This window comes from Paenibacillus sp. FSL E2-0151 (assembly GCF_037993015.1).
Lineage (GTDB): Bacteria > Bacillota > Bacilli > Paenibacillales > Paenibacillaceae > Paenibacillus > Paenibacillus amylolyticus.
This window is the reverse complement of the sequence record NZ_CP150308.1, coordinates 1,238,916-1,263,871: the sequence shown is the minus strand read 5'-3', so window position 1 is coordinate 1,263,871 and position 24,956 is coordinate 1,238,916. Positions and strand designations below refer to the sequence as shown.

General features: G+C 47.0%; 23 protein-coding genes. 5 read left to right on the top strand and 18 right to left on the bottom strand.

Annotation, left to right across the window (positions count from 1 at the left end):
- Nucleotides 1-126 precede the first annotated feature (126 nt).
- The 4 genes from phnE (MHI55_RS05735) to MHI55_RS05720 all read right to left on the bottom strand — a co-directional run bounded on the left by phnE (MHI55_RS05735) (nt 127) and on the right by MHI55_RS05720 (nt 3,736).
- Nucleotides 127-933: a phosphonate ABC transporter, permease protein PhnE gene (gene phnE, locus MHI55_RS05735; protein ID WP_101314703.1), complete on the bottom strand. Its 807-nt coding sequence runs from the start codon at nt 931-933 to the stop codon at nt 127-129.
- Nucleotides 930-1,781 carry a phosphonate ABC transporter, permease protein PhnE gene (gene phnE / locus MHI55_RS05730; RefSeq protein ID WP_340389254.1) on the bottom strand — a complete coding sequence of 284 codons (852 nt, stop codon included), beginning with the start codon at nt 1,779-1,781 and terminating at the stop codon, nt 930-932. The genes phnE (MHI55_RS05735) and phnE (MHI55_RS05730) overlap by 4 nt, the downstream gene beginning before the upstream one ends.
- On the bottom strand, nt 1,778-2,575 hold the full coding sequence (gene phnC / locus MHI55_RS05725) for a phosphonate ABC transporter ATP-binding protein (protein WP_036606306.1): 798 nt from the start codon (nt 2,573-2,575) through the stop codon (nt 1,778-1,780). The genes phnE (MHI55_RS05730) and phnC overlap by 4 nt, the downstream gene beginning before the upstream one ends.
- Nucleotides 2,576-2,752: 177 nt before the next feature.
- Nucleotides 2,753-3,736: a phosphate/phosphite/phosphonate ABC transporter substrate-binding protein gene (locus MHI55_RS05720; protein WP_036606301.1), complete on the bottom strand. Its 984-nt coding sequence runs from the start codon at nt 3,734-3,736 to the stop codon at nt 2,753-2,755.
- Nucleotides 3,737-4,009: 273 nt separating this feature from the next.
- On the opposite strand from MHI55_RS05720, the gene MHI55_RS05715 reads away from it, so the two are divergent.
- Nucleotides 4,010-5,614, top strand: a complete 1,605-nt coding sequence (locus MHI55_RS05715; RefSeq protein ID WP_340389252.1) for a bifunctional UDP-sugar hydrolase/5'-nucleotidase — start codon at nt 4,010-4,012, stop codon at nt 5,612-5,614.
- A 97-nt stretch (nt 5,615-5,711) separates the two neighbouring features.
- On the opposite strand, the gene MHI55_RS05710 is transcribed toward MHI55_RS05715, so the two are convergent.
- From MHI55_RS05710 to MHI55_RS05695, 4 genes are all read right to left on the bottom strand, one after another.
- Nucleotides 5,712-6,047, bottom strand: coding sequence for a hypothetical protein (locus tag MHI55_RS05710; RefSeq protein WP_076319394.1), 336 nt, complete (start codon nt 6,045-6,047; stop codon nt 5,712-5,714).
- Nucleotides 6,048-6,321: 274 nt separating this feature from the next.
- On the bottom strand, nt 6,322-8,160 hold the full coding sequence (locus MHI55_RS05705) for an ABC transporter ATP-binding protein (RefSeq protein ID WP_340389250.1): 1,839 nt from the start codon (nt 8,158-8,160) through the stop codon (nt 6,322-6,324).
- Nucleotides 8,141-9,949, bottom strand: coding sequence for an ABC transporter ATP-binding protein (locus MHI55_RS05700; RefSeq protein ID WP_100526567.1), 1,809 nt, complete (start codon nt 9,947-9,949; stop codon nt 8,141-8,143). The genes MHI55_RS05705 and MHI55_RS05700 overlap by 20 nt, the downstream gene beginning before the upstream one ends.
- Nucleotides 9,950-10,194: 245 nt before the next feature.
- The gene (locus tag MHI55_RS05695; protein ID WP_340389248.1) at nt 10,195-11,247 is read right to left on the bottom strand and encodes a CotH kinase family protein; all 1,053 of its coding nucleotides are present in this window, start codon (nt 11,245-11,247) and stop codon (nt 10,195-10,197) included.
- Between the two features lie 344 nt (nt 11,248-11,591).
- Between MHI55_RS05695 and MHI55_RS05690 the strand changes: the two genes are divergently transcribed.
- Genes MHI55_RS05690 through MHI55_RS05675 form a run of 4 tightly spaced genes read left to right on the top strand, consistent with a single transcriptional unit; the run spans nt 11,592 to nt 14,465 of the window.
- Nucleotides 11,592-12,251 carry a hypothetical protein gene (locus tag MHI55_RS05690; protein ID WP_340389245.1) on the top strand — a complete coding sequence of 220 codons (660 nt, stop codon included), beginning with the start codon at nt 11,592-11,594 and terminating at the stop codon, nt 12,249-12,251.
- Between the two features lie 53 nt (nt 12,252-12,304).
- A complete protein-coding gene (locus tag MHI55_RS05685) occupies nt 12,305-12,442 on the top strand; it encodes a hypothetical protein (RefSeq protein WP_155985018.1) in 138 nt (45 codons plus the stop codon).
- Entirely contained in the window at nt 12,443-13,789 is a 1,347-nt protein-coding gene (locus tag MHI55_RS05680) for an arsenic transporter (RefSeq protein WP_036606287.1), read from the top strand.
- A gap of 13 nt (nt 13,790-13,802) precedes the next feature.
- Nucleotides 13,803-14,465 (top strand): DUF2642 domain-containing protein, encoded by a 663-nt coding sequence (locus MHI55_RS05675; RefSeq protein WP_340389243.1) that lies wholly within the window; start codon nt 13,803-13,805, stop codon nt 14,463-14,465.
- A gap of 64 nt (nt 14,466-14,529) precedes the next feature.
- Here MHI55_RS05675 and MHI55_RS05670 read toward each other — a convergent pair whose 3' ends face one another.
- The 10 genes from MHI55_RS05670 to MHI55_RS05625 all read right to left on the bottom strand — a co-directional run bounded on the left by MHI55_RS05670 (nt 14,530) and on the right by MHI55_RS05625 (nt 24,939).
- Nucleotides 14,530-15,096 (bottom strand): hypothetical protein, encoded by a 567-nt coding sequence (locus MHI55_RS05670; protein WP_340019396.1) that lies wholly within the window; start codon nt 15,094-15,096, stop codon nt 14,530-14,532.
- A 138-nt stretch (nt 15,097-15,234) separates the two neighbouring features.
- Nucleotides 15,235-16,338 (bottom strand): toxic anion resistance protein, encoded by a 1,104-nt coding sequence (locus MHI55_RS05665; RefSeq protein ID WP_036606281.1) that lies wholly within the window; start codon nt 16,336-16,338, stop codon nt 15,235-15,237.
- An 11-nt stretch (nt 16,339-16,349) separates the two neighbouring features.
- Nucleotides 16,350-17,102, bottom strand: coding sequence for a hypothetical protein (locus MHI55_RS05660; RefSeq protein WP_100526565.1), 753 nt, complete (start codon nt 17,100-17,102; stop codon nt 16,350-16,352).
- A 147-nt stretch (nt 17,103-17,249) separates the two neighbouring features.
- The gene (locus MHI55_RS05655; protein WP_036606276.1) at nt 17,250-18,299 is read right to left on the bottom strand and encodes an ATP-grasp domain-containing protein; all 1,050 of its coding nucleotides are present in this window, start codon (nt 18,297-18,299) and stop codon (nt 17,250-17,252) included.
- On the bottom strand, nt 18,300-19,148 hold the full coding sequence (locus tag MHI55_RS05650) for a hydrolase (RefSeq protein ID WP_047844115.1): 849 nt from the start codon (nt 19,146-19,148) through the stop codon (nt 18,300-18,302).
- Nucleotides 19,148-20,299, bottom strand: a complete 1,152-nt coding sequence (locus tag MHI55_RS05645; RefSeq protein ID WP_340389241.1) for a cysteine protease StiP family protein — start codon at nt 20,297-20,299, stop codon at nt 19,148-19,150. Before MHI55_RS05645 ends, MHI55_RS05650 begins: the two co-directional genes overlap by 1 nt.
- Nucleotides 20,296-21,729: a phosphoribosyltransferase family protein gene (locus MHI55_RS05640; protein ID WP_081745830.1), complete on the bottom strand. Its 1,434-nt coding sequence runs from the start codon at nt 21,727-21,729 to the stop codon at nt 20,296-20,298. The genes MHI55_RS05645 and MHI55_RS05640 overlap by 4 nt, the downstream gene beginning before the upstream one ends.
- Entirely contained in the window at nt 21,659-22,861 is a 1,203-nt protein-coding gene (locus MHI55_RS05635) for an HpcH/HpaI aldolase/citrate lyase family protein (RefSeq protein ID WP_051446978.1), read from the bottom strand. Before MHI55_RS05635 ends, MHI55_RS05640 begins: the two co-directional genes overlap by 71 nt.
- Before the next feature lie 209 nt (nt 22,862-23,070).
- Nucleotides 23,071-24,327 carry a TerD family protein gene (locus MHI55_RS05630; RefSeq protein ID WP_340389239.1) on the bottom strand — a complete coding sequence of 419 codons (1,257 nt, stop codon included), beginning with the start codon at nt 24,325-24,327 and terminating at the stop codon, nt 23,071-23,073.
- Nucleotides 24,328-24,357: 30 nt separating this feature from the next.
- Entirely contained in the window at nt 24,358-24,939 is a 582-nt protein-coding gene (locus MHI55_RS05625; RefSeq protein WP_036606267.1) for a TerD family protein, read from the bottom strand.
- Nucleotides 24,940-24,956 lie beyond the last annotated feature (17 nt).

Here is a 24,956-nt window from a genome sequence, read left to right as displayed (position 1 = left end):
GTTTATTGTCTGACACACAAAAAAAGACTATCCTTGCCAATATTTTGGCACCGAATAGCCCTCTCTTCTTACGCTATCAACTTATCTTAATTTATCATCTAATATATTCGTAGCGCCACTTTAATTCTACACCAGCTTCTTACGAATATACCCCGAGATCAGGTCGATAATCGTGATCATCACGATAATACCCAGCAGGATTATACCGACTCGCGGCCAGTTCCGGGTGCTCAATGCAAAGATCAGTGGTGTACCAATTCCCCCTGCTCCGATTACACCCAGTATAGTCGCGGAACGTACATTGATCTCAAAACGATACAACGTATAGTTCAGGAATCCAGGCATAACCTGCGGCAGGATGGCAAACCACAACTGCTGCATACGATTGGCTCCGGAGGCAAGCAGCGCCTCAGATGGGCCATAGTCGATATTTTCAACTTCATCCGCGTATAATTTGCCTAACATGCCGATGGAGTGTAATCCAAGGGCGAGTACCCCTGCAAACGATCCGGGACCTACTGCCTTAATGAATAACAAGGCCATGATAATCTCAGGGAACGTGCGGATAAAGCTGAGTACCATTTTACCTGCACCCGAGATGGAACGATGCCCACTCATGTTACGGGCAGACCAGAAGGCAAACGGGATACAGAGCACGGCCGAGATTACAGTACCTAGTACGGAGATTGCCAACGTGTCTAGAAGTCCGCGCAGCAGGTCTTCTCCCTCAGGCAAATATACAAACTCCCAGTCCGGTGAGAAAATCCCGGCTACAATGGCTTTCATAATCTGAGCGGCAGTTTCCTTGAAACCAGTAAACGGTACACCGGCAAGCGCCCAGGCATACATAAGGATTAACAGTAACACAATGACCCAGCGTAGCGGGTTCTTCCGTGGTTTAGGCCGGATGCGGCTTGTTTCATTTTTCATCATAGCAATTTCTCCCGCAGCTTAGTACTTACATAATCAATGACCAGAACAATGACGAGGGTAAACAGAATGATTACGCTGGTCTTGTCATACTCCAGGAACCCAAGTGTTGCCTCATAGTAGAGTCCAATCCCTCCGGCTCCCACCAGTCCCAGAATGGCAGCAGCACGTATATTAATTTCGAAGGCATACAGCACATAGGATGTGAACTGGGCAGCCAGTTGCGGCACCACGCCATATACAATGAGCTGAATCCGGTTCATACCAACAGCCGTCATCGCTTCCAGCGGCCCCTGATCAATGGTTTCCAGCGTCTCATACGTCAGCTTCGCGATCAGACCTATCGAGAACACAGCCAGTGCCAAGATTCCGGGGATTGGCCCCAAACCAAACACAGCAACGAACAAAGCAGCAAGCAACAGATCCGGCACGGTCCGAATCAGGTTCAACAGAAAGCGCGCCGGATAGTAGATCCAGCGACTTGGCATCAGGTTACCGGCACAGATAATCGAGACTGGAATTGCAATAATCGCACCAATGGTTGTCCCAATCAGGGCCATTCGAATCGTTTCAAGCATGCCTTGCACGATATTATCAAAGTAACTCCACCGGGGCGGGAACATCTCCTTCAGCAGATCCAGCATGTTGGGAAAACCTTCAAACAACTCCGTGAAGCTGGCATCCGTCTGTTTGGCACTGGCCCACAGAAGGAGCAGTATGATCACTAAGGTGAGCAAATGTTTCGTACGCCCAGGCGGTTTTGGGCGATTCACAACCTGAGCCGGGCTGGAACCTGGTTCCTTCCCCACTCCGCCTGAATTCTGAATTGGAACGTTGGACTGCCCCTTCATACCACAACTTCTCCCTGCTCATGCACAGCCTGCTTGTCCAACAATTCGTCAGCCAGAATCGGTCTGCCGTATATTTCTGCAAAGCGCTCATCCGTTGCCTCTTCCACCGGACCATCGAATACGACCTCGCCTGCTCGCAATCCGACAATACGGGTCGCATACTCTCTCGCCAGATCAATAAAGTGAAGATTGACGATGGTCGTAATCCCAAGGTCTTGATTGATGCGTTTCAGGTCATCCATGACCTGTTTTGTTGTAAGTGGGTCAAGTGAAGCAACCGGTTCGTCGGCCAGAATGATTTTTGCTTCCTGTGCCAATACACGGGCAATAGCCACACGCTGTTGTTGTCCACCAGACAACTGATCTGCACGGGAATAAGCTTTCTCCGAAATATTCACACGATCCAGCGCAGTGAATGCCAGTTCAATATCCTCTTTTGGAAAACGACCCATAATGGTACGCATAGTGGAATGATATCCAACCCGTCCAGCGAGTACGTTACGTAGTACACTGGACCGTTTTACCAGATTGAAGCTCTGAAAAATCATGCCGATGTCACGTCTGATCATGCGCAGCCGTTTGCCTTGTGCCTTCGTGATGGAACTTCCGTTAATCAGAATCTCGCCCTCACTAATGTCGTGCAGTCGGTTAATGGAGCGTAAGAGCGTTGATTTACCCGCACCGGACAGACCCACTACAGCAATGAATTCACCCTGCTCAAATTTCAGATTAATATTATCCAGGCCCTTGGTGCCGTTAGCGTAAGTTTTGGTAACGTTATGAAGCTCAATCATGACAATATCCTTCTTTCATTCATAATGATCAACCATACATGAGTCCTTGCTATAATGGCACAAGCCAGCGCAGCGTAGATCACGCTGAACTGGCCTGTCCATTGCTACGATTAAGCTGTTCCCATCCAAGAAAGCTACTACAATGTGAACAGATCCCGAACTACTTTTGGATCAAAATTATTCACCTTTCACTTTTTCGCCATACTGACGAACGATCTCAAACTTGCTATCATCGGACTCTACATAACCTTCATGCGTATAGATTTCTTTGATGATCTGGTGACCTTCAGTATCTTTACCGATATCGATGAAGGCTTGTTTGATCTTCGCAGTCCAATCTGCATTCATGTCTGTACGAACGGCAATGGTATCGTTAGGAATAGGCTCAGTGAACGCCAGTACTCGTGTATCTTCAAATACAGTCGGATAGTCTTTAGCTACCGTGTTGCGGGCATCTTGGAAAATAGCTGCTGCATCAACGTCACCGTTTAATACAGCGATAACACCTTGGTCATGACCTTTCAACGTTACAGGTGTTACATCTTTTAATGGATCAATGCCTCTGTCTAGCAACAGACCTGCTGGCCATACATAACCTGCGGAAGACGTTACGTTTTGGTAAGCGACTTTTTTACCTTTAAGGTCCTCGATGGATTGAATCGGCGAATCTTTTTTCACAATGAACATGGATTTATAGGAATCCGCCAACTCTTCGGTTGGAGCACCTGTCTCATCATTTACACCGAAACGTTGTGCTTGCAAGATAACCTGCGCAGCGCCTTTTTCTTTAGCCAGTACATAAGCTGTCGGAGGCAAGAAACCTACGTCTACTTTGTTGGAAGCCATTGCTTCAATAATTGTGTTGTAGTCGGTGGATACGCTGACTTTTACCGGAATGCCCAGTTTGTCACCAAGCAGCTTCTCCAGCGGTTTCGCTTTGGCTTCAAGCGTATCTGCATTCTGGGAAGGAACGAATTGAACCGTCAATTCAGTTGGCACATAACCTTCGACAACTTTCTCTGTCTCTGCCGTAGACGTACCGGATGCATTCGAACTCGCATTATCCCCGTTAGCCGAACCTGTTGTACTACTACTAGACCCACAAGCACTCAGAAACAGAACCAAAATCAACAATGGTAAAAATAAAGCAGACTTCTTCAAACGAACACCCTCCAAAGAGTTTCTATTTTTCAGTACTTATCTACTATAGTTGCCAAATATTAGCGCGATGTGAAACGAAATTTGGAGTTTTGTAAAGTTTCCTGTCAGGCTGTCAGCGGGACTTGTATCTGTTAGAATAGGCTCATTATGGTTGAAGATATAAGAAGAACATCGGAGATATCGGCGTATACTTCGGTTCTTCAGGCTATTCATTCTTCTCCGTTTTATAGTAATTCCATATATCTGAACTTATATATTAGAGGAGATTGTAAAATGACATCCACAAACCATACGGCAAGCTTTGATATTCTGTATACCAGTGATCTGCACGGGGCGATTCGTCCCATTCATTACAACACCAATGCCTACCGCCCGGCTGGGCTTGCCCTGCTGGCTTCCCTGATTCGTAAGGAACGTGAACGTTCACCTGAATTGATGCTGGTGGATAACGGGGATCTGCTGCAAGGATCACCCTTGGCCTCCTATGCAGCTTCACAGGTTCCCACAAACGAAGTGCATCCATTCATTACAGTACTGAATGAACTCGGTTATGATGCAGCGGTGATGGGCAATCACGAGTTTAACTATGGTCAGAATCTGTTGCGCGGAGCCGTTGAAGCTTCCAATTTCCCTTGGCTGTCTGCCAATATTGTAAAAGATGAGCAACCAGATGTACCTACCTTCGGTCCTCCGTATCTAATCAAAACCTTGTCTACGGGTGTCAAAGTAGCCCTCTTGGGCGCAACTACGCACTACATACCGAACTGGGAGCACCCGAAAAATATTGAGGGTTTACAGTTCCTTGATGCCTTGGAGACGATTCGTACATGGGTCAGCTATATCCATGAGCATGAACAACCAGATGTAATGGTCGTCAGTTATCACGGCGGATTTGAGAGTGATCTGGAGACAGGCGAGCCCGCAGAACGGTTAACTGGAGAAAATCAAGGCTATGCCATCTGTCGGGACATCGAAGGCATCGATGTGCTGCTTACCGGACATCAGCATCGTCAGCTTACCGCTAATATTCATGGTGTAACCGTCATTCAGCCGGGCTTCAGTGGAAATGGTGCGGGGCATGTAACCGTTCAGTTGGAACAATCATCGGGCGGCAAGTGGCAGATTACAGATAAGCAGGCTCGGTTGTTACTTCTGGATGAACATCATGAGGTTGAACCTGATGCAACCGTCATGAAACTGACGGAAGAGCTGGAAACTGAGGCACAATCATGGCTTGATCAACCCATTGGCGAGGTGGCTGGGGATTTATCCATCACCAATGCTACGGCTCTGCGACTCAAGGCACATCCATTCATTGCTTTTGTACATCAAGTGCAGATGGAAGCGACTGGAGCGCAGCTCTCCAATACCGCCATGCTGAGTGAAGAAGCTCGCGGTTTCGGGAGTCACATCACCGTTCGGGACGTGTTATCCAACTTCATCTATCCTAATACTCTGACGGTGCTGGAGTTGAGTGGTCAGGATATCCGGGAGGCACTGGAACAAACGGCACGTTACTTTGAAGTGAATGCTTCTGGTGAGGTGGCAGTTAATCCGGCTTATATGGAACCCAAACCTCAACATTATAATTACGATATGTGGGCTGGCATGGAATACGAGCTAGATATCTCCCAACCTGTTGGCAGTCGAGTTGTGAAGTTGGAACATGAAGGCAAGCCAATGGACATGAATGGCATGTACTCTGTGGTGATGAACAGCTACCGCGCTGCTGGCGGCGGGGATTATGCAATGTATCCGGGCAAAAAGGTACTGCACGAAGGTGCCACGGACATGGCCGCACTGGTGGAAGATTACATCCGCAGACACCAGCCGTTAACGGTGGAGCAGGCTAATAACTGGAAAGTTATCGGAAGTTAAATGAGAAAGAGCAGGTCCTGTGATCAGGATCTGCTCTTTTGTTTTCAACCTATTGCTTACTTGTTCTTGTTGAATTATCCTATCCTGTCCTGTCCCTTCATCCGACATATTGAAGGATTAACTGATATAATGCTATTGAAAATCCTAAGATACTCGCTTTCATTTTAGATGGATGATATCTTTCGCTGCGAATCAAATAAAAGAAAACCAAAATAAACCCTGCGGGGATCCATAGCTCAAAGACACCATTTGTTGTACTTTGAGAATAAATTGGCGTAATGAACGTACTAATCAAAAAGTAAAAGAAAACCGTAAAACGTCTTGTTTCTAACTGCTTGCTCCACCTTACTAGAATGAAAATAATAATGATTGCGATAATCGTAATGTGTAAAGGGGGAAAAAGAAGAGCAGCATTCCCAAATTTGAATTCCATTCCGCATTGCCCTCCTCTCTTCTAATGCATCACATGACTGACTACAGGCATACGTGTAAAAATTCATTCTCATGCTTCAAAACCGCTGGCAACCGTCCAAAAACGGACCTATTCCAATATATCCTTATTTTAACATACAATCGCAGTTCCATTTCCCACGTTTATTCAATAAAATATGCAAAAAGAGCAGAAGTGAGGAGCATCGTGCCCTCATCCCTGCTCTTTTTACATACCTACAAGTTCTCTAATACATGTCCCATATTATCCAAAATGACTATTGCGCCTTTTTACGCAGCTGACTGTAATACAGCTCGCTGTAGAAACCGCCTTGTTCCAGCAATGCATCATGCGAGCCTTGCTCCAGTAGTTGCCCATCCTTCAGCACCAGAATCCGGTCGGCCTGACGGATCGTGTTCAGCCTGTGGGCAATAACAAAGCTGGTACGGCCTTGCATCAGGCGTTGCAGCCCTTCCTGGATTTTAATCTCCGTAACAGTATCAATACTGCTCGTCGCTTCGTCCAGTACGAGTATCGATGGATCTGCCAAGATTGCCCGGGCAATGGCGAGTAGTTGCTTCTGCCCCTGACTAATGCCGCTCCCATCGGCCTGGAGCACTTTGTCGTATCCATCCTTCATTCGCACAATGAAGGAGTGGGCATTCGCCAGCCGGGAGGCTGCTTCCACCTCTTCATCCGTTGCGTCCAGACGGCCAAATCGAATATTTTCTCGAATCGTGCCCTGAAACAGAAATGAATCCTGAAGCACAAATGCCATATGTGACCGCAGATTCTCACGCCGAATGGTGGTCATATCGCGACCATCTACCGTTAATGTGCCACCTGTTGGATCATAGAAACGGGATAACAGCTGAATTAATGTTGTTTTCCCCGCTCCGGTCGGACCCACAAGGGCAATCATCTCACCCGGTTTGGCTTCAAAGCTGATGTCATGCAAAATGTTACGTCCTTCATCGTATCCAAAGGATACTTTGTCAAAGCGAACGGCTCCCTCTACCTTGTCCAGAGATATCGCTGCCCCTTCATCCTTCGCTTCCTCATCTTCGTCCAGCACCTCGAATACGCGCTCGGCCCCCGCAATCGCGGACAATAACGTATTCCACTGGTTCGCCAGATCATTCAGCGGACGGGTGAATTGACGGGCATATTCCACAAAGATAATAATCACCCCGACCGTAACCGAACCCTGAATCGCCAGAATACCACCGATGCCCGCCACAATCGCAAAGCTCAGGTTGTTCAATCCATTCATCAGTTTCGGGATAAAACCAGAGATCGTCTGTGCCCAGAAACCGGAAATCCGGATGCGGGTATTTCGTTCCTCAAAACCGCGAATCACTCGCTCCTCTTGGGAGAATGCCTTAATGATCCGCTGCCCGGATAAAGTCTCTTCGATGTAACCGTTAAGTTCACCGAGATTGCGCTGCCGCTCCTTGAAGAGCGGTCCCGTTCTGCGCGTAATCCAACGCATGCCAATGGCCATCAGAGGCACAACGATAAAGGTAAGCAGGGTCAGTAACGGGCTGAGCCAGAGCATAACCCCAAACGTTCCGAGCAGTGTTAATACACTTGAGAAAATCTGGATCGCCGAGCTGTTCAACGTACCGCTGACATTCTCGATATCATTGGTCACCCGGCTCATAATCTCCCCCTGCTGGCGTTTACCGAAGAATGGAATCGGTAATTTGTGCAGATGGGAGAACAGATCATACCGCATGCGGAACACGGTTTCCTGTGCAATTTCGATCATCCATATATTTTGTAACCAGGATGTAAGAGAGAACAAGACATACACTGCGGTTAATCCAATCAGAAACTGAGTCCAGCTTGCCCCGGCTTCCCCCGCGATGAAATCATCCACGGCCACCCCTACCATGTAAGGGCCAAGCAAAGCGAGTGCGGAACTGGCAAACACCATCAACAGTACCATGGACAGCTTAACCTTGCGACGTGCCAGATAGGTCCAGATACGACCTAGCGTACCTGACCAGTTCTTCGCCCGTGCCTTGGGTTTGCGACCACCACCTGATCGTAACGTCTCCGGATCAATCGGAGGCGGTGGCTGACGGAAAGGCTCAATGAATGCTTTGAACATGCTGTGCACCCTCCCCGTATTGTGATTCATGAATTCGACGATACAGCTCTGACGACTCCATCAGGTCTTCATGTTTTCCTTGCCCAATGAGTTGTCCATCATCAAGCAGCAGAATAAGGTCCGCCGAAGTGGTTGAACTGATCTTCTGGGTGATGATAAACGTGGTACACGACAATTCCTCCAGCGCATCGAGTAGTCTGCCTTCTGTAGCTACATCCAGCGCACTTGTGCTATCGTCCAGAATCAGAATTCTTGGTCTGCGTACCAGTGCTCGTGCAATGGAAAGTCGCTGCTTCTGTCCACCGGAGAGATTCACTCCCCGTTGACCCAGCAATGTATCATAACCGTTTGGTAAATTCTCAATCGTTTCATGGATCTGCGCACGCTTTGCGGCTTCCACGATCTCATCCAAGGTAGCATCTTCCTGACCCCAGGCAATATTCTCCCGTATGGAACCGGTAAACAGGACAACCTCTTGAGGCACATAACCAATCGCACCACGCAGCATGGACAGATCCAGCTCTGATGCATCGGCACCATCAATCCGTACCTTTCCTTGATCCTCTGTGTATAAACGCGGAATGAGCTGTACCAGCGAGGATTTGCCCGAGCCTGTTGCCCCCATAATGGCAATGCGCTCCCCCGCTTTTGCCGTGAATGTGATGTTATCCAGTACTGTAATTTCACTATTGGGATAACTGAAGCCTACACTGCGGAATTCAACCGCTCCCTGCACAGCGCGCTGTTTCTTCGCTGGGTATACAGATTGCGGAAAATGCGAAGATTTCATAGATCCAGCAGATGGTACAGACGCTGATACTGCCTTATGCTGTTCAGTCTCCGATGTATCCTCCGTATTAAACACTTCATTCAGCCGTTGCGCCGAAGCGCTTGCTCTGGAGAACGTCACCAGAATCCATGACAACGCAGACATGGCACCAATTGTGCGAAGCAGGTAGTTAATGACGGCGACCACTTCACCCACGGTTGCATTACCGGAGGCAATGTCGACTCGTCCAAACCATAACACGGCGATGATACAAACGTTCATCATAAGCAGCATGAACGGCATCGTGGTCTCCGTCAGGCGCAGCGCGGAAATGGTGCCTTTCATCAGCTTGCCGCTGAATCCGGCAAAGCGTTCGATCTCATGGCTCATCCGTACGAAGACACGGATCAGCCGAATGCCTGTCAGATTCTCCTGGATGACTCCATTGACGGCATCCAGTCTGCGCTGCACATTGCGGAACAGCAGCGCTGCCTTTTTGATCATCCACACTACAACAATGAGCAGTACAGGCACCATGACAACCAGCAGCAGACCCAACCTCGGGTTCACGATTACTGCCATAATCATGCTACCAATCACCACCAGGGGCACACGTGTCATGAATCGCAGACTCATGAAGACGGTGTCCTGAACCTGGGTCACGTCCCCCGTTAATCGGGTAATCAGGGACGACGTCGCGAACCGGTTAAAGACGGCATAAGAGAACGTTTGCACTTTCTCATACAACTTCTCCCGCAGATCGTATCCGAACCCCAGACTTGCATGGGATGCAAAGAACGAACTCGCAATTCCGGCAGCAAAAGCCACAACAGCACTGCCAACCAGCACACCGCCCCACAACCAGACGACAGAAAGGTCTCCCTGCTGAATCCCGTTATCAATGATCTTGGAGATCAGATAAGGCTGAGCCAGCTCCACCGCAAGCTCAATTAACATCATGACCAGGGCTGCAATCGCGGCAACTCGGTACTTCTTCAAGTAGTACAACAGCTTGATCATAAGCATTCCTCCGGCTCGGAGCACCCTAAACCGATAACACGTTCCAGCTCAGAGCCTCCATTAGACATGTTGTTTTCTCCACAGCGTCCAATATGTAATCATTTCTATGTACACATATGGTTATTATAGCGTATTTTACAATGCCGCTTCTATTCTTATTACCCTACTTTTCCCAATACAATAAACTTCTCATCATTTTGGCAATAAAAAAAGGAAGGTCTCCCTTCCTCACACTAGTTAAGTGCTTACAGCTGACGTAGTTTTTCACTTAGATACTCCCGACGTTTCAGCACATATTCGCGAATTCTTTCCGGTTCACCTGCAAATACGTCCATGGGCCATTTCATGTAAGGATCTTTGTTGACATCTTCCCGAATCTCATTGTGCAATCGATGGACTAGAGGCATAATTCGCTTCTCTGTAAAAGCATTCATCAGATGCTGCCGCATCAGCTTTTTATATTGTTGACGGAAACTGCGGAATGCCAGCAATCGTCCGGTAAGTCTGTTATACCCCTGAATACGAACAAGATTGGGGTCAACTCGTGTTCCATAACAATTCCTCCCCCAAGTACCCTCATAATCCCAAGGCAGGATGCCATATTTTCCGCTTTTGATTTTCTCATACCATGTGTAATTCTGATGAAATCCGTCGAAGTTCCCTGTAAGCACAGCTCCACTTAACCAGCGTAAATAATTGTCTGTATCCACCCTCGACTGTAAAAAACGAAACAATTCCAGCCTGGACTTTATGTTCAACTGCTGAATAAAGTTACGTAGCCTTGTGCGATCCACATCTTTACCACGAATTAAGCTGTACCCTGACAATAAGTCGGTACTTGTTGAAGAGGAATTCGAATTTATCATAAAACCAGCATGATCATTCACCGCATAGAAGATACTGCGCACAGGGATTTTCCGTTGGCGAAAAAAGAAGGATTTCACTCCTTCGATCCTCAGGTATACACCCAGAAGCTGCCCGTTCAGATAGAGTACGCAGTGTTGTGTAGACGGTGCGGGTACACGAATCGACTCAAAAAAACGAAAAGAAAGTGCATTGCGCAACAACGAAGGATCATCATACTCCGCATTAAAATGATACGTTCGGCTGGATGTACGAATCTCAAATGATTTTTTGGGATAACCGCGTGTATGTCCTCCACGGTATCGAAGCCGGATCGGAAACGGCTTACCGTCCATCTGCATCGTGCTGTTCACAAACGTCTCTGACCATATATTGGACGTTAACTGTTGATATTCGGTTGGAGACAAGCTGATATGGTAGACAGGTAGAGCCATTTCCATCCGCCTTTCGAGTACCTGTAAGATTCGCCCGTAGGCTCTTACATCATCCTATGCAGATGCACAGAAAGTCGTACGGGCGAATGCACAGTCCTGATACTTATCACATCCCAATTCACTTGTCATAATGCGGAATAACCGAGTTATTAATCTATAAATTTACATCATTTTCATAGATTATAGCTGAAATGGTATAAAAATAGTTAACTGGCTAGTCCCTCCAAGAAGCATGTCACATATGCTTAAACTACAGACAGACACGAATGACGAATGGAAGGGATCATAATTACATCCACCATTTTTGTCCATCTGAACTTATATCATGGAAGGGGTCAAACACAATGTCTATGAATGGTCAAGGAATGAGAGGTTTGTTGGGAAGAGAGATTAAGATTAACCGGGGAGGACCTGATTCAGTACAAGGTACACTCACGGACGTACGCTGGGACTATATGGCGATGAACTGCAAAGAAGGGATTGTCTACGTTAATGAATCACATGTCAAAAGCATAACAGATACAGGCCGTTCCGGTGGTAACCGAAATGCAGCCATGGGGAATCCTATTCCTTCCAACACGTTTTTGGGCGTTATGCAAGCACTCCGCTTCCGCCGTGTCCAGATTAACCGGGGAGGACCTGAAAAAGTGGAAGGCATCCTGGCCGATGCCAACCAGAACCAATTGATCATGACTTTGAAAAATCAGGAGATTGTTCGTATTCCGATGCAACATGTGAAATCTGTATCCCTCGTACGTGGTGGTGGGAACAACAACAACAACAACAGTAGTAATACAAGTCAAGGGAACCAAGCAGCTCAAGGGAACCAATCCCAGGGTAATAAGTCCGGCGGCAACAAGTCACGGAACAACCAAGGCAATCGTTCTCAGGGGCAACGAGTTCAAGGCAACCAATCCCAAGGCAATAAATCAGGTGGTAACAAGTCGCGAGGCAATCAAGGCAACCAGTCCCGTGGCAACAAATCCGGCGGTAAAAAGAAGTAACTGAAATAAACTGACAACTTAAGTTATCTACCAGCTTAAAGGGGGGAATTATCATGTTGATCTTCGTCGCATTAGTCTTGATTGGTGTGCCTTTTTACTGGATCGTTACACCCGGAAGGCCCACTCCATCCCATGAACATCTGCTTCAGGCTTCGTCAGGACTTCTCCCCCTGGGAGGTGAATCACAGTAAATGCCTGACTACCAGTTGTGGTTAACCTTCGGGGTCTTTATCATCACTGTCATTTTCCTGATGTGGCGTCCTGGCGGATTGAATGAATCTATACCCACCTCGCTTGGCGCCCTTCTTCTTATTTTAACTGGAGTGAGCAGCTATGCTCACATTGTTGGAATCTTCGGGATCGTATCTGGTGCAGCCGTAACAATCCTCTCTACCATTGTCATGTCGATTATTTTAGATAGCATCGGTTTTTTTCGCTGGATCGCTTTGAATATGATTGAGAAAGCAAGAGGTTCTGGCTTTCGATTGTTCTGGCTAATTCTATTACTTTGTTTTCTCATGACCATCTTCTTCAACAATGATGGCAGTATTCTGATCACAACTCCGATCATTATTCGAATCTGTTCTATACTTCGTCTGAAAATGCATCAACAGTTACCCTACCTGATCTCCGGTGCTCTAATCGCCACGGCTTCCAGTGCGCCAATTGGACTTAGTAATCTGGCTAATCTGATTGCTTTGCAAATGGTTGGCTTAAATCTGAATACTTATACTCAGATGATGTTTGTGCCATCCATGCTTGCGATCATGGTGATGACTGTACTACTGTTCTATTATTTTCGTAGAAGTATTCCCAAAGTTATTCATCATTTCCCTGTATCCCTGCAGTCTTCATCAGGTTCAGGATATCATCCGCTGCAGACAACTGAATCCGAGAATAAAGTAGACTGGTGGCTGTTCCGTGTCTGTATTGGTATCGTTGTATTTATCCGTGCAGGATATTTTCTAGCTGAGCAAGTCGGTATACGTATGGAGGTAGTTGCAATCACTGGTGTTATTCTCATGCTCGCTGTGCGTTGGTATCGCACCCGGACTGGACTCAAAGATGTGATAACACAAACGCCCTGGCACATTCTACTCTTTGCCTTCAGCATTTATGTTATTGTGGATAGTCTTCACCGAGCAGGCATGACCGCATCGATCATTCAGTGGATGAAACCTATAATAGAAGGAGGAAATGCCAGCATCATTGCTGTGTCGGGGTTAATGCTCACTCTGCTTTCCAATCTATTCAACAATTTGCCCTCCGTCATGATTGGGACCTTTGCTGTTACAGATCTTCCACTAAGTGAATCTCAACTGCATCTTGCGTATCTTGCCAACATTCTGGGAAGTGATATCGGAGCCTTGCTGACGCCTATTGGCACCTTGGCAACGTTAATTTGGATGTATATATTAAAGACCCATCATATTCGAATCTCCTGGAAACAGTATATGAAAGTTACCTTTATTGTGATACCAATAAGTCTAATTGTTAGCCTAATTTCACTATATATTTGGACATCTATTCTCTATTGAGAGGAGGAATACTGTGGAACTTCTTACTCATTGGCTGGGTAAATCCGTCGAATTGGAGCTGTCTGGCTGTAAACTACCGATCCAGGGTGAGATCATTGATGTAGGCCAGGATCTGATTGTAGTCTACGGAAACCAGCGATTTGTTTATATTCCACTTCATCATGTTCAAACCATGCATGTCCACTCAGCAGATGATACAAGTATGATTGTGCCAACACCTGACCCCGAGATGGATCACACCAACATCTCTTACCGCAAAATGCTGATGAACGCCCGTGGACGTTTCAGTGAAATATCCATCGGAGGGAAAACACTGCATGGTTATATTACAAATATTATGAATGACTACTTTATGTTCTACTCTCCGTTATATCATTCTATCTATGTTTCCATTAATCATCTGAAGTATATTATTCCTTCCCCTACTAACAGCACACCCTATTCCCTTAGTAAGCAACATTTCCCTATGCAACCTTCGTCCATGTCACTCTCCCGTACACTCGATCAGCAACTTCATAAAATGATAGGTGAACTTGTTGTACTCAACCTCGGTTGCAAGCCTTACCGAGCAGGGTTATTGAAGAGTGCAGACAGCCACTTGCTTGCGTTGGTAGAAGCGGATGGGACTTCTTTAATTATGCATACCGATCATATCCAAACCATTCATCTCCCTTGAATATCAGAAGAACAAAAAGGTTCATCTGCCTATGGCTGATGAACCTTTTTTTCACCTTTACATCCTACCATCTTCTGCGTCCACGATCACCCCTATTATGATCATTCAACTCACCAAGACGATCGTATGTCTCCTTATATATCCGAATCACGGCCTGAACTTTGATGAAATCAGCATCTTCCGGTCCAAGCCCCTCCATAAACATTCTCTGAATGATCTGTTGGAAGAATTGCACTTTGGCCTCAATCTGTTCTTGCTCAAGCTGTAATATGTCTTCGAAACTGTGGTTCCCTATGTAATCCATCAACTCATCATCAGGACTGGAATAATCCGCGTTTCTCCGATCTGCTACCCATTCATCCGGCTCATTGGACTGGAGGTTAACACTGGTGCGTAATTGGGATAAGATGATTTTCTCTTTAGCCAACATGACATGAAAATCTTTGTTACGGAGTAGCTCCGATACAATCAGACTGCACATTTCACGGTTTTGGATCAGTATGCCGTCAAAAGGATGCAGCGTCCACTCCCCGTTTGCATAATACAGGTTAAAGTTAAAGAACTCACTGCCATATTTGTATTGAATATTAATCTTGGTCTCATCAATAATCTCGAATGAAAAGTCCAGCATGTTCAGCAAGCTCCTTCGCACAACCCCAGATTTTACCTTCATTCTATCAAATAAATGAAACAAAGAGACGCACTCGGCGTCCCTCGTAGAAAATAAAACCATGTAGCAATCTCGATACGATATGCAGCGAGTCCTACCCTAATCCAGGAAAGATCCTAATGCACTGGAATCCGGTTTGTTTTTCTCCGGAATGGCAGCAGCCTTCGGCCCTTCCAGACCCAGTCGATCGCTCATTTTAGCGTTAAGGGTTGTCATCTTGTTGGTATAGTCATTACAGCTCTCGATGATCCGGCGATTGGACTGCTCGGACAGATCCAGTGCAGACATCAGATCACCCATCGCCTGATTGACCGCTTCAAGGGACATCGCAGGTTTGGACAACAGTTCATTTGTTTTCTCTGTTGTTGTCTTCAACAATCTGGCGTTCTCCTTGAATTGATCTTCAATCGTCTTATTCGTCGCTTCCACAGCAGAAATGACCTTCTCCTGATCATTAAGAGCCATCGCAATCATGGCCGAAACGGTGATCAGATTCGCTGTTTTATCAATGGCATTATTAACGGAATCAATCAGCTTGTCATTGTTATCATTAATGATGTCGGTAGCTGCGATTGCCTGATTGTACAGCATGATCATCTCTGTCATGGATTGGGTACGTGTTACCACTTTGCGCAACCCACGCTCCAGATGTGCTTTACGATTCTCGTTCTCAGGCTTGGCAATCTCGGTTTCGAACAATGCTTTCAATTGATTACCAAAAGAGATTTTGGTCTGCAGATTGTAGATCTCCTGAATGGACGAACGTTTCAATTGGCGCATATTTACGATGCTTTCTTCCAGGTTGTCCTTGCCGTCCCGCAACCCGTTAATGATCGCATCAATGTTCGTGCGAACAGATTGATAACGGTATACATAGTTTTTCAGCGGGCTTTTACGTAACAACTTCCCGACAAAACTCACATTTTTACTCTGCTGCAAACTCTCACATTCATCACGGAGCTTCAGGATCATGTTTGATACCTCTGCCCGGTTCCCGGACATCAATTCATTGACTGGGCGATCAAGCAACTTGAGAGTCTGTCCTGCTCTCTCTTGTGTTTTCACGCCCAACTTGCCGATATCATCCATTAAGGTATCCAGATGAGCCGGATCACTTTGGGACACTTTCTGAATAAGCTGTGTTGCTTCCTGGTTAATCCGTTGCTCATCTTCCTGCTTCAACTGAGCCCATTCCGTTGCCATGCCAATCCCTCCTATAATTCAGAGCTGTTATACCGTTGATGTATTAGTTCCGCTTTGTTCTGGAGCTCCATTAAGTCTTTATGTTCAATCGTTGATACAATATCCGATATCTTGGAATCCACGTCTCGAAGACCATTCAGCAGCATACGCCGATTGTTGCGTTTGGCTTCTCCACTTAAACGTAAAAATGGATTAATAAAACCGTTCAGGTCTTTCAAAATAAGTCTGCGCACCGTATGGTTGATATCTCCGTTATTTAGTTCCTGAAGGGAAGGAATCACACGCTGCAAACGGGCAAACAACGCCAATGATTTCTCCACGATCTCATTATCCAGCTCGTTCTTCTGACCTTCGGAGATGATCATGTCCTCCAGAACTTCCAGGTACTCAATCACCGGATCAAATACAGGATCTGGTTCGGTGCGGGAAGGCTTCGCTTGTTCTGTGCCCGCATGCTGTGCGGGAGTGGAGCTCGGTTGGGGCTCTGCCAGAGAAGCTTCTCGTGCCCCTGTTGGCACTGTGCTCGGTGCTTGTCCACCATTCAAGCGGGATGGTTCATTTCCGATATCTGTAATGGGTACAGGGGCTGATGACGAACCCTGGACCTGTGTACGTGGCGTGGAACGTGAAGGAATCAATCCTCCGACCACAGTTGCCAGTGCCGGAATTGCCCACGTGATGACATCCGGTAGAAAGGGACTCGTGATCGCCGCGAGACCATAACCGACCAATGCGCCTATACCTATCTTCGTTTTCCGTAACATTACTTGTCCTCCTGCCTTAACAACACATACAGTGCATATTCAAAAAGTCTGATTTTCAGTACCGAGAAGATGGACTTTTTGAATAACCTCTCATCCGTATTGTAAAAAAACCATCCAGAAGGTGTCAATGTTGAGGGAAATTCTCAGCTAGACGTGGTGTACTCCGCTTACCTTCTGAACGTCGATTATAAATGGTTGTTCGATATGACTTCCCAGTATGCCAAACTTCGGATGAAGTGGTCCAATATCATGGCCAAGTGCAGACTTGACCGCCAGATACGGGAAGTTCACGCCCGACAGACAAGACATGTGCAACCCACCCGACATACGCGGATTGATCTCCAGCAGCTTCGGTGTATCCTTGCGATATTTCATCTGTATATTAAAATTATAAGGAATCCGATATACTTCTGCCACATTGCGGGCAATCGCCAGCAATTCCTCGTTTTCTTCAAGCAAGCGCAAACGTCCTCTTTCTTTTCTACGCGGGATAGCCGTTATAAGTTTCCCATTGCGATCCGAAAGACAATCAATGCTGTATTCATATCCTTCCAGTACCTCCATCACCATGACATTTTGAAAGGACGGAGCAGAAGAGAACGCACGCAGGGCATCTTCATACGAAATGGAGTTAAGCGCGTATCCGAACAACTCCTGCAACGGATCACGTTCATTATTAATCACTCGGAATCCCATACCACCCTCACCATTACATGGTTTGAAGCATACATCGTGTCCACGTGCACGTAGCGCCTCATAGGCTTGCTGGAATTGTGCAGCATTACTGACCGTGAAATAATCCGGAATCTCCATAATGCCCTTCTCACGCACCGATTCATAGAACCGGTCTTTCTCCATCAATTGTTCCAGCAATTCCGTGTCCGAGCATACGATAACCCGTGTACCGATCTCTTCGAACAGGGAGATATGTCTGCTGATGTCCAGCATGTTCCAGCGTGGAATAAACACATCAATCTGATGACGACGGCAAAAGTCGAGGCAAAAATCAACATACTCCCGGCCCGTTAGACGCGGTTCAACTTCTGCAACATCACAGCCCTGTAATGCCATATGTCCAGGATCAGGATGAGTACCGTAGATCTCAAATTCCATACCGTCCTCATTGTCCCGAATCGCATTCATATAATGATACGTTACAGAGAACCAACGGTTGAAGTAAATCTTCATTTTTTTCATTTATACGGTCTCCCTTATCTCGGCATGGTCTATCTGGGTCTGTTGATCGTTATGAATACGGTGAACGTAATCGAGAATCTCATCTGCTGCAAAAGCACCGAATTGTTCCGTAAATTGATACGGTACCTGCTCAGGTACACGCTGTCTCTCCACATGTAACTCTCCGTGAGACGGAGCAATGGCGTAGTGCGCAAAGTCCAGCAAACAACGATCCAGCAAGGAATCACCCGAAGCAATCACAGGCACATCGCCAATGCGTTGCCTAATATGCTCCACTGCAGCTCGTTTGTTCACGGCCGAAGGCACCAGATAGAGCTTCCGCCCCTGAATCGAACTCTCCCATCCCAGCGTCTCTAACACCCGAATCTTTTCCGCAATATGCTCCATTGGAAGCTTGTCACGTTCGATCAGCAATGCAAAGAACAGCTCATCACACAATCGCTGATTAATTACCCACTCCGGGCTCAGCACATCGTCAAATAAATTCAGGATCTCTTCGGGAGTAGCTGCCTGCTGACGAAGCAAAGAACGAATATGCAGATTCCATTCATCGTCTACCTGACCGTCAACAATGATGTTGCCACCATTACTCGTCACCGCATATTTCGGAATACATTCGCTCTGAAAAATATGAATGCGCCTATACTGCTCAACTGTACGTGTAGTTACAGGCATGAATACAATGTCTTGTGGCAAAGACTGCAGTCGCTCCAGTGCATATGCCGACATAAAAGCGGACAACTTGCCGTTAATCCACTCTGCGGGAACAAGTCCCGGTGTATCTTCGGGAATACGGAGCGCACGACGGGAGTACACCAGCGTCTGGTCCAGATCACTTGCGTAGATCATCATTCTCCTCCACCTCCCAGGGATTGAATAATGCCGCAACAGGAATAGGTTAATCCCGGATATACCTCAACCGGCACATTTCTGTCTCTGGCGAGCATCATGATATGTTGCAAATCCGGATTATCCAGACGGTCCACAAGAATCTTCCAAGGGACACGGCGCAGTAACACCCGGGTTGTTTCTCCGATTCCAGGTTTGATCAGATTGATGTTCGCAATGCCAAAGGATTGCTGGATGGACTCGATATCCTGCCAGCCTTTCCAGGTGATTTCCGAAGTACCAGTAGCATTGTCCTCCGTTTGAATCTCCGTCAGGTCCATCATCTCCGGAAAATGCTGAGCAATAGTATCCACGTATTCGGTCGACACATCCGCAGAGGACCATTCACGATACCATTTGGCCCCGTGAAAATCTGCCGGCCCAATCAGATCATCCCGAAGTACTGTACGGCTCACGAGTCCCGAGACGGTGGAATTCAGACAAGCACTAGGAATAAGATAATCTTCCCTTGTCCCAAAAGTTCCTGAACATTGCCCCGGATCAGCCAACACAGCAAGATCATCATCAAGACTTACGCCATAAGTCCGTTCCATGTGGTCACAGGACTCTTTCAGCACTTTGCGAATAGCCCCTTTGCCTGTCCAACCGTCTACAAACTGAATAGCTGTTTCCAGACCATGCTGCTGTAAAATATATAAAATTGCGTTCTCGTCCATACCCTTGCCACGAATAATTGAAATGCTATAATGCGGAATCGTCACTTTGTATTTCAATTCAATATAACGTTTGATCAGGATGCCCACAGGTGTTCCGGCTCGAGCCAGAGATACCAGCACAAGATTCAGTCCCCTGCGCTCTACAATCTTCTCAGCCACAATGGCGGTATGACGTGCGATTCTTGCAGCGGATTGTTCCAGTGTCTGATGGAACAGCTCGATGTATTCTGCTGTGGGCTGGTATTCCACGGGCAGCATCTCCGAATAATGAATCCCGGATTGGATCGCCTGCTCCCGTTCACCCGTTCCCTTTTCCAGATCCACATGGCTGATATCCTTCAGTAGGAAAACAACGTCCGATGCAGCATAACTGCCCATCGGTTCGGGAGACGGAATCTCACGTTGTCTGATTAGCTCCAGTTTAGTTAAGTTCATTGCTCGTTGTCCCCTGTCTTCTCTGGCAAGCCGCAATATACAATATGAATGTGTCCACACCCCAACTGCCCCAGTACCTTCAACATCGGTTCCATTCGTTCTTCGGACATCTGTCTCTCCAGCAGAACAAAAATCTCGTCATACTGTCCCGGGGCGATGTTATAGATAAAGTTACGAACAGATGCGTCTTCCGGTGAGGCATATCCGGCACCACTACGAACAGCATATCCTGGAGCCGGATGTGTATGGATTGGACTGCGGGTAGTGGATTGATACAACACGCCTTCTCCCATCTCGGCAGCAATACGCATCGGAATGTACATGAACTCCCCTGTTCCCATCACCAAAGTCCGTTCTCCCGTACGCTGCGTCCGAAGCCGTTCTGCAATCCGGCTAATCTCCTGGCGCAATTCGCCATTATGACGGGATTGCATACCAAACCTGCCCGTATGCTGGACGTAGCTCGCTGTGCTACGTTTACCTTCACCATCCTCCGAAGTAGCGTGCAGCTGATCGAAGGCATCAGCAACGGTAGAGGTTTGAAGCGTTACGGCAGGACGGGATAGCTGCTCATCTTGCTGTGTTGCTTCCATCTGTGGAGTACCCACTACTTCAATACGGCCCTTCAACAGGCTTAACGGTGTAATAGTAATTCCAAGTTCAGCTTCCAGCTCGGCAAATCGATTCTCATCCGCTTCCGTACGCCAGTCCAACAGCGAAGCAATCACATATTGCTTCCTAGGATATCTGGCCTGAATATCCCGAATGATATTCAACGTCGTTTTGCCCGTCGTAATCTCGTCGTCCACCAGAACAATCGGACCCTCTCCTGCAAAGGCTTCATGATCCAACGCATAACAACGATGAGCCATCGCGTGGGAGTGTTCTTCTTCAAATTGAATATCCGGATGCATCGCTGGAACATATTCGCGAGTGGTGTGAATGTAAGAAGCATGATCAGCAAACATCTCGTACATGCTATGGCCCAGCGCTGTAGCGGTCTCCGCAAAACCAACAAAACGAATCGTTTCCGGCAAACTCAAGCTTTCTTGCAACAGCATGTTATACACTTGCCGGGCTTGTTGGGGATCAATCAGCCCCTCGACCATTGCCCGTTTCCACTCGGTGATCTGAACTTTCGTCTCTTCCGTCTTTTCAGTCAGGTGCTCATATAACAGAACAGCCAATGCCGCGCCACTCAGAAGCGAGGTATACGGATTAACTGGGATGTGCTTGCCCAGCAGTCTGCTTACAAACAGAAATGAACGTTTCTTATTGATGCGTGCAGCCATGGAAAATAGAGATTCTAGTGGAAGTTGCAGCGGGTTATGTGTAACCTGAACGTTCAGGCTGAATTGATCAAGAATTGGGAACGTAGTTGTGTTGTTGTTCGTGCTTGGGCAAGAGCCCGACAAAATGCTGCTGTTCATGTAACACCCCATATATTTGTGATCGGATTAGAATTCGATTCGCCCAGCTCAAGTGTGGTTTAATCTCATTCATTTTGTTATAGTAATTACTTTTGAACACACCCAGGCTACCGTCATTACGGGCAATGATGTCTTGGGCATCGGAATATTCCTCATGTGTAACAACGTACATCGCTTGTACGGGCTTAATATGAGAAGGATGAATGATCGTTTTGCCTACAATTCCATTTTCCTTGTCCATCATGACTTCACGCATCAATCCATCCATTGTGTTCGTAATATATTTCATTCTCAGATGCAGCCCTGATTTGCCCAGGGTTTCTTCGAATGGAGTCTGTCGTAATTGAGGTTTGAACACGCGCTCCCGCTGACTGAAATATTCCCAGACAGGACCTGAGATCACATACGGCTTGTCCATTCGTCCAAACAGATTGATAATATCCGAGATGCAGTCACGGATCGTGGCGATATCGTATATGGTCAATTCCGGGCTTCGGCGTAGTCCAAACAGGCTGGAGAAATCGGTCGCACCTATGCGTACATTGAGCACATATTCAACATTTTCATCGAGGATGTTTCGAAGGCCCAGTAAGGTCTCCCAACGTGTCTCCCGATATATAATTGAAGCCGTTTCCAATATAGGCATTCCATAGAGAACGGGATAATGATCCGGTTTCCGTTGATTATAACTGCGGATCTGGTCGAAATAGGCTCTTCCATTGCCCACACAAAACTTGGGCAATGCCACGCCTGTCAGCATGGACACCAATTCTCCCAACGTATCAATGAGACGTTCCAACTGTTGTGGTGAACGTACACGAGCAAACAGAAGAGGCATTTGATCCTGACTCAGCATGCCTGTCTCCATATAAGTCATCAGTTGAGTTAGATGCTGTACCAGACACTGCTCGGCAAACTCTACTTGGTCGTCACCCACAGCGTCCTCCAGATCAATAATAATGGTCGTCAGACCTTCATGTTTACCATTCATAATGTCGTCCGCGATATGTGTGCGCGTCGCGGGCATATATAAAGCAGCCCCAACAGCATATGCCAGTAGATCTTTGGAAGTCCGGTGATTGAACGAGACGGGTGAAGAGAAAAATAAAGTATCTTCTTCTTCCAGACTCAAAAAGTTAAAATATTTCAGGGTTGTCTCCTCCTCGCACCTTTGGCAATAGCCAATCTGCAATAGTTGATTCCAGCTGTCGGGGCATAAAAACCAATCCCTCCTTAGTCTGGAGGGATTGATGGTCTATTATCGAGGATAACGTTGGTCAACAGTATCCTTGCAATGGCGCTGACCGATACAGCGTTTATATATTGATTAAATTCAAATGATTACTTTCTTCCCGCAACCCACTGCATTCCCCAATCATGAGCCTCGTCCAACGCCTGATGGCCATTATAGAACTGCACGATTCGTTCAATACTGAATGTCTCATTGTTCACATTGCGTAACATCGCGATGCCACACATGCCAAGCGGGCTCCCGTATTCATTCATTCGGACAATGATATCCGGGCCATCCTTCTGCTGGATAGTTACCACACCGTCTACTTGAGACCAGTTGGCCACACCACCATAAATATAGGTAAATACCAAGATGCGCTCAATTTCCGAGATACGGGCACCATTAATCCGCAGATTCTCTCCCGTCTTAACCGATCCCGTCCGGTCATCCCCATCTAGTGCAATATAAGGGAAACGATTCAGTGAACCAAACGTTTGTCCCAATGCCTGAATCACATCTCGTGTACCATCCTTCATCTCGAACAGACAGCCCAAGTCCAGATCCACACTCTTGCTGCGACCAAACAACCCTTTGCTACCCTGTTGATTCCAGTTCAGATTAATCAGGATTTCACCAAGTCCACCCGCATTTTTCTTGAGGTTAATGGTGTCGCCCTTCTTCTTCAATTCAATTTTGCTGAAATTGATCGAATTCACAGGAGAAGGCGTCGGTTCTGGTGCGGGCACCGGGGGTGGTGGAGTCGGTACAGCTGTCGGAGGAACGGTTGAAGTCGTTGGTGCAGGGTCCGCTCCACCATCCACATCCACACCAAAGTTAGCACAGAGTGCATTCAATCCGCCTGCAAAACCCGATCCTATTGCATTGAACTTCCATTCTCCGTTATGACGATACAATTCACCGATGACAATCGCGGTCTCCACTGTAAAACCGCTTCCCAGATCATATCTCATTACTTCCTGACCTGTAGCTGCATTGGCAAACCGTAGAAAACCATGCTGAACCTGTCCAAAATGATGGCGTCGTGCTTCACCGTCATGAATCGTCAGGCTGAAGGCGATTTTCTCAATTCGGGCAGGGATTTTGCCAAGATCAATGGCGAATTGTTTCTTCTCGCCACCAACCTGTCCACCATCCATGTACGTGATGAACGAGGTAGAGGGTTGATTATAAAAGATAAAATCCTCATCTCCAGCCACTTTATTGTCTGAACCCAGAAGGAATGCTGATGTGTCCAGCTCTACACCCGAGGCTGCCTCCCAACCAATGCCTACCGTTAGACGGGACAAGCCCGGATTGGTTTTGGTCAGATCACTCTTCTGGCCTTTCACGACAGAAAACGCCATAGCAGAATCACCTTTCTATGCCAAGTTATGTTATTGTGCATCCAGCCCGTAATTTTTGCATAAAGCAGATAGTCCACCGGTGAAGCCGCTGCCTACCGCCTGGAATTTCCAGTCCGCACCTGCACGGTAGAACTCACAGAACACCACAGCTGTTTCTGTGGAATAGTCCTCTCCGAGGTCGAAACGAAGCACTTCCCGATCACTTGCAGCATCTACAACACGAACAAAAGCATTGGAGACTTGTCCAAAATTCTGCCCTCGTCCATCTCCATCATAGATGGTTACCGTAATACCGATCCGGTGAATGTGCGCAGGGATTTTGCTGAAGTCAACAACAACTTGTTCATCATCGCCGTCACCCTCACCCGTACGATTGTCACCGGTATGTGTCACTGAACCCGCACCGCCGCTTGGATTGTTGTAAAAAACAAAGTCATCCGTACCTTTGGCTTTTCCATCTTCGTACAACAAAAAAGCCGAAGCGTCCAGGTCAAAGTCGACTCCACCACTATATTTGTTTGTATCCCAACCCAAACCAACCACCACACGGGTAAGGCCCGGATTCGTCTTAGTCAGGTCAATACGTTGTCCTTTGGCAAGACTGATCGTCATTTGTTTTTCCACCTTTC